The following is a 6,103-nucleotide window of genomic DNA, read 5'->3' on the forward strand; positions in this document are numbered from 1 at the left end:
GACGGCAACCATAGGTGCGCCATGATCGGACATGCTCTCGATATCGTTTCCAAGGCCCTGCTCGTCGTGGCCTCCGCCCTCGCCTTCCTTCTGTGCTTCGTTGTCTGCGCAGACGTGATCGGCCGCGTGCTGTTCGGTGCGCCCCTCAAGGGCACGCCCGAGATGGTCTCTTCCTCCATCGTCATCATCTGCTACCTGCAGGCCAGCTACGCCATCCTGTCGGGCGGCATGATGCATGTGGACGCCATCACCAACCATCTGCCGGTCTCCATGCAGGCGGTGCTGGGCATCATCGGCTCGTTCCTCGGCGCGCTGCTCTTCGGCATCATCTTCTGGGGCAGCATCGACGGCTTCATCCATGCCTGGACCAGTGGCGAGTTCGAGGGCGAGGGCGCCCTGCACGTGCCCATGTGGCCCGTCCGCCTCGCTGTCCTCGCCGGCACCGGCCTCGCCGTCCTCGCCTACATCCTTCTCGCCTGCCGCCAGATCGTCGCCGCCCGTCGCAGCGAAGTCCTGGTCACCGGCGTCTCGCACTGAGGGTCCGCCATGTTCGACGCAACACAAATGACCCTGGTGCTGGGCGGGCTTCTGTTCCTGGTGGCCTTCGGCGTGCACATCGCCGTCGCGCTCGGCCTCGCCTCGGCGCTCGGCATCTACATGATGATGGACGGCGACATCGAAGTCGTGCGCTCCTTCATCTCCAACACCGCCTATGAGGCGATCCGCGACTATATCTTCGCGGTCATCCCGCTCTTCATCCTCATGGGCGAGTTCCTCGCCCGCTGCGGCGCGGCGCGGGATCTGTTCGCCCTCGTCAACCGCGTCACGAAATGGCTGCCGGGCCGGCTCGGCATCGCCACCGTGTTCGCAAACGCCATCTTCGCCTTCGTGTCGGGCGTCTCCATCGCCGCCGCTGCCGCCTTCTCGCGCATCGCCTATCCGGAGATGAAGCGCTATGGCTACGACCGGCAGTTCTCGCTCGCCTGCATCGCCGGCAGCGCCTGCCTGGGCATGCTCATCCCGCCCTCGGTGCTGATGATCGTGTGGGGCGTCATCACCGAGCAGTCCATCGGCAGCCTGTTCCTGGCGGGCATCATTCCCGGCTTCCTGGTGGTGGGCGTCTACAGCATCTACATCGTCTATTTCGCCATGCGCTATCCCGCGCTGGTGGGCGAGGCGCCGGGTGCGGGCGTGGTCTCGGTCTCCGCCTCGGGCGCGGCCGTGGCGGGCGGATCCGGCGGGCGGGTTTCGGTCTCCATGCCACCGGTGGTGGAGGAAGACGACTTCCGCAAGACCATCGTTGGCACGCTGCTGGTGCTGTTGCTCATCCTCTCGGTTCTCGGCGGCATCTGGTTCGGCATCTTCACGCCCACCGAAGGCGCGGGGGTGGGCGCGACCATGTCGCTCCTCATCGCCATCGGCCGCGGCATGCGCATGAAGGAGATCTTCGACGTGGTGCTGACGGTGGGGCGCACCTCCGCTCCGCTGCTGCTGCTCCTGGTGACGGCCCAGCTTTATTCCCGCGTGCTGTCCATGACCGGCATCACCGGGGCGGTGCAGGCCTTCTTCCTGGACACCGGCCTGTCGCCGCTCGCCATCCTCGGCATCATGATCCTCATCTGGTTCCTGCTGGGCTGCGTGATCGACTCCATCTCCATCATCCTGCTCACGGTGCCGGTCTTCGCCCCCATCGCCGGTGCACTCGGCTATGATCCGCTGGCCTTCGCCATGATCGGCATCATCGCCATCGAGACCGGCCTGCTCACCCCGCCCTTCGGCATCCTGGTCTTCACGGTGAAGGCGGCGTTGCCACAGGAAAAAATATCGGTGGGCGAGATCTTCAGGGGCTCGGTGCCGTTCTGGATTTGCCTCCTGGCCGTGATCGCCATGATCATCGCCTTCCCCGGCATCGCCACCTGGCTGCCCAACCTCGGCAAGACCGGCGTTTAGCCGCCGGTCTCTCTCTTTCCTGCGAGGAAGTTTCCAATGATCGACATCGAAATGGTCTCGGTGAACGGCGCCCAGCTCGCGACCCGGGTGGACGGGGATGCGGGCAAGCCCTGGCTGATCCTTTCCAACTCGCTGGCCTGCACGCTGGAGAGCTGGGAGGCGCAGATGGCGGCCTTCACGAAGACCCACCGCGTGCTGCGCTACGACACGCGCGCCCATGGCCGCTCCTCGGCCCCCGCCGGTCCTTACTCGCTCGCCACCTTCGTGGGCGACGTGGTTGGGCTGATGGATCATTTCGGCATCGACAAGGCCGACATGATCGGCCTGTCCATGGGCGGCATGACCGGCCTGGGCGTCGCCATCCATCATGGCGATCGGCTGCGCAGCCTTGCCTGCTGCGCCGCCCGCTCGGACGCCATCCCGCCCTTCATCGACAGCTGGAACACCCGCATCGCCGCCATCCGCGCGGCGGGCGGCATGCAGGGCGTGGTGGACTTCACCGTGGAGCGCTGGTTCACCGCCCCGCTCCGCGAGGCCCGGCCGGACGTGGTCGAGGAAGCCCGCCGGATGATCCTGGCCTGCGACACCGAGGGCTACATCCTCTGCGCCGAGGCGCTGAAGGGGCTCGACTACAAGCGTAGCCTCGGCTCCATCAAGATCCCGGTCCTCTATGTGGCCGGTGCCGCCGACGGCGGCGCCCCGCCCGCCGCCATCAAGGAGATGGCGAGCCTCACCCCCGGCGCCCGCTATGTGGAGATCGCGCCCGCCGCGCACATCATCCCCATGGAAAATCCGGACGCCTACAACGCCGCGCTCACCGGCTGGCTGACCGGCGCCAAGGTGGGAGAGCCCGTGGCCGCCTGAGCGCCAGACCCCACTCGCCCTCGCCCCTCAAGGGGCGAGGTGCGCCCAAGGCCATTATCTAAAATAATGGCCTGCATCATGAACAATCATTTTCCCGCATGATCTCGCGCCCCTATGGTCGCGCGGACGGATTTGGGAGCGTACTTATGAAGCTCGGTTTCTTCACCATGCCCATCCACCCCCTGACCAAGGACTGGCGCCAGTCCCTGCAGGAGGACAAGGAGGCATTCGTGCTCGCGGATGAGCTGGGCTTCACCGAGGCCTATTGCGGCGAGCACGTCACCGACCAGGCGGAGAACATCACGTCCTGCGCCATGTTCATCGCCTGGATCGCCCAGAACACGAAGCAGATCCGCCTGGGCACCGGCACCATCAACCTGCCCAACAGCCATCCGGCGGCGGTGGCGGGCGAGATCGCCATGCTCGACCACATGCTGGACGGGCGCTTCAATTTCGGCATCAGCCCTGGCGGCCTGCTCTCCGACGCCGAGGTGTTCGGTAACCTGGATGCCGACCGCAACGCCATGTTCGTGGAAGGCATCAATTCCGTCCTCGCCATCTGGGACGGACAGGCGCCCTACAACATCAAGGGCAAGTACTGGACGGTGAGCACCGAGCGCACGCTCATGGCCGATATCGGCCAGGGCATCATTCCCAAGCCCCTCCAGCAGCCCCACCCGCCCATCGTGGTGACGGTGGTGGCGCCCTATTCCAAGGGCGTTGTGGAAGCGGCGGCGCGCGGCTGGCTGCCCATCTCGGCCAACTTCCTCATGCCCAAATGGGTCGCCACCCACTGGCCGAAATATGTGGAGGGCCGCGCCAAGGTGGGCGCCGTGGCCGATCCGGCCGACTGGCGCGTGGCCAAGAGCGTGTTCGTGGCGGATGATCTCGCCACCGCCCGCGAATATGCCACCGGCCCCAACAGCCCCTACCGCTTCTATTACAACCAGCTCCTCACCAAGATGAAGGCCAACAAGCGGGCCGAGCTGTTCAAGTCCGATCCCAACATGACGGACGACGAGCTGACCATCGAGAGGGTGCTGGACGATCTGGTGATCTGGGGCACCCCCGACAAGGTGGTGGAAGACCTGCACCGCTTCCAGGAGATCACCGGCCCCTTCGGCACCCTGCTTTATGCAGGCAAGGACTGGGCGGACCGCGATCTCGCCCGCCGCTCCATGGTGCTGCTGGCCGAGCAGGTGGCCCCCCGCATGGGCTCCGTGGCCGCCCCCAAGGCCGCCGAATAAGGCGGCCTCCTCAGGCATCCCTGATTGATCGCGCGCCGGACCCGTCCGGCGCGCCTCGGGACTGAACCGGCGCACCAAGGCGCCGGACCCGAAACGGCGAGGAATATCCATATGCTCAAGGTCGGACTGGTGGGAATGGGCTGGTGGGGCGGCACGCTGCTGCGGGTGCTCCAGGACAGCCCGGATATCAAGATCGTGGTGGCCACCGATGTGGACGCCTCCAAGGCTTCGGTGGCGACCGAGCGCGGCGCGCGCTTCGTGGAGACGTTCGAGGCCATCCTCGACGACCCCGAAGTGCAGGGCGTGGTGCTGTGCACCCCCCAGCAATTCCATTGCGACCAGATCATCGCCGCCGCGAGCCGCGGCAAGCATGTCTTCTGCGAGAAGCCCCTCTGCCTCACCCGCGCGGATGCCGAAAAGGCCGTCGCCGTGTGCAAGGCGAACAATGTGGTGCTCGGCGTCGGCCATGAGCGGCGCTTCGAGCCGCCGGTCATGGACCTGATGGCGCGCATCAAGGCGGGCGACCTCGGCACCATCGTGCAGGTGGAGGCGAATTTCAGCCAGGACAAGTTCCTGGCGCTGCCCAAGGGCAATTGGCGCATCAGCGCGTCCAACCCCGTGGGGCCCGTCACCGCCACGGGCATCCATCTCATCGATCTGTCCACCGCCATCCTCGGCTCGGCGGACCGGGTGCTCACCTCCATCCGCACCCTCGCCCAGGACTGGGAGAATGGCGACACCCTCGCCATGACCCTGGAATTCAAGAATGGCGGCACCTCGCTGCTCTCCGCCATCCTCACCACGCCGTTCGACGGCCGCCTCGCGGTCTATGGCTCGAAGGGCTGGGCCGAGGTGCGCGACCGGGCCCATCCGGAGAATTCCGAAGGCTGGACGGCCACCTATGTGATCCGTGGCCGCGACCGCGAGGATCTCGACTATCCCCCGGCGCCTTCGGTGCGGGCGAACCTCGAAGCCTTCGCCCGCGCGGCGCAGGGCGGCTCGCCCTATCCCATCGCCATGGACCAGATGATCGAGACGGTCGCGGCGCTGGAGGCGGTGTTCGCCTCGGCCGAGAGCAAGGATCTCGCCCGCGTCCCCTGAGGACAGACCTATCCGGCCGCCTTCGCATATAGCGGGGGCGGCCGCGCCTTTCGGACTTTCGCCCATGCGGCCCGCACCGGCGGGACCGGAGGTTTACCCCATGATCATCTCCCTCAACCCTGCGACGGGCGCAGAGCTTGCGCGTTTCGAGCCGCATGACGCATCTGCGGTGGATGCGGCGCTGACGGGTGCCGTAAAGGCCCAGGCGATCTGGGCGCGCACGCCCCTGTCCGAGCGCGTGGAGCTTCTGCGCCGCATGGCCCGCGTGCTGCGGGCGGGCAAGGAGCGGTACGGCCTGCTCATCACCCAGGAGATGGGCAAGCCCCTGCCCGAGGCCGAGGCGGAAGTGGAGAAGTGCGCCTGGAACTGCGACTTCTACGCCGACAGCGCCCCCCGCTTCCTCGCGGACGAGGTGACGGAGAGCAATGCCAGCGAGAGCGCGGTGGTGTTCGACCCGCTGGGCGTGGTGCTGGCCATCATGCCCTGGAACTACCCCTTCTGGCAGTTCTTCCGCTTCGCCGCCCCCGCGTTCGCGGCCGGCAACGGCGCCATCCTCAAGCATGCCAACAACGTGCCGCAATGCGCGGTGGCGGTGGAGGAGGTCATGCGGGAGGCGGGCTGCCCCGAGGGGCTGTTCCGCACGCTGCTCATCGATTCCAGCGCGGTGGCGGGCCTCATCGCGGATGACCGCATCGCCGCCGTGACCCTCACCGGCTCCACGGAAGTGGGCATGATCGTCGCCGCCCAGGCGGGCAAGGCGCTCAAGAAGCAGGTGCTGGAGCTGGGCGGCTCGGACCCCTTCATCGTGCTGGCCGATGCGGACATCGAGGCCGCCGCCGCCACCGCCGTGAAGGCCCGCTTCATCAATGTGGGCCAGAGCTGCATCAATGCGAAGCGCTTCATCGTGGAGGAAAGCGTCGCGGATCGGTTCGTGGACGCCT

6 protein-coding genes are annotated in these 6,103 nt (G+C 66.9%); all 6 read left to right on the top strand.

All coding sequences use genetic code 11. The features are described 5' to 3' along the window. The first annotated feature begins 21 nt into the window (after positions 1-21). A complete protein-coding gene (locus EJJ38_RS15725; RefSeq protein WP_127091057.1) occupies positions 22-537 on the top strand; it encodes a TRAP transporter small permease subunit in 516 nt (171 codons plus the stop codon). Between the two features lie 9 nt (positions 538-546). Continuing rightward, positions 547-1,950 carry a TRAP transporter large permease gene (locus EJJ38_RS15730; protein ID WP_127091058.1) on the top strand — a complete coding sequence of 468 codons (1,404 nt, stop codon included), beginning with the start codon at positions 547-549 and terminating at the stop codon, positions 1,948-1,950. Positions 1,951-1,986: 36 nt separating this feature from the next. Next, positions 1,987-2,814: an alpha/beta fold hydrolase gene (locus EJJ38_RS15735; protein ID WP_127091059.1), complete on the top strand. Its 828-nt coding sequence runs from the start codon at positions 1,987-1,989 to the stop codon at positions 2,812-2,814. 146 nt (positions 2,815-2,960) lie between these two features. Beyond that, positions 2,961-4,061 (top strand): LLM class flavin-dependent oxidoreductase, encoded by a 1,101-nt coding sequence (locus EJJ38_RS15740; protein WP_127091060.1) that lies wholly within the window; start codon positions 2,961-2,963, stop codon positions 4,059-4,061. Positions 4,062-4,172: 111 nt separating this feature from the next. Next, complete coding sequence (locus tag EJJ38_RS15745) at positions 4,173-5,162, top strand: Gfo/Idh/MocA family protein (protein ID WP_127091061.1); 990 nt, start codon at positions 4,173-4,175, stop codon at positions 5,160-5,162. A gap of 100 nt (positions 5,163-5,262) precedes the next feature. Then, positions 5,263-6,103, top strand: an 841-nt coding sequence (locus EJJ38_RS15750) for an aldehyde dehydrogenase family protein (protein WP_127091062.1), incomplete at its 3' end; no start/stop codon positions are given.

It is taken from the genome of Aquabacter cavernae (genome assembly GCF_003993795.1).
GTDB classification, from domain to species: Bacteria; Pseudomonadota; Alphaproteobacteria; order Rhizobiales; family Xanthobacteraceae; genus Aquabacter; species Aquabacter cavernae.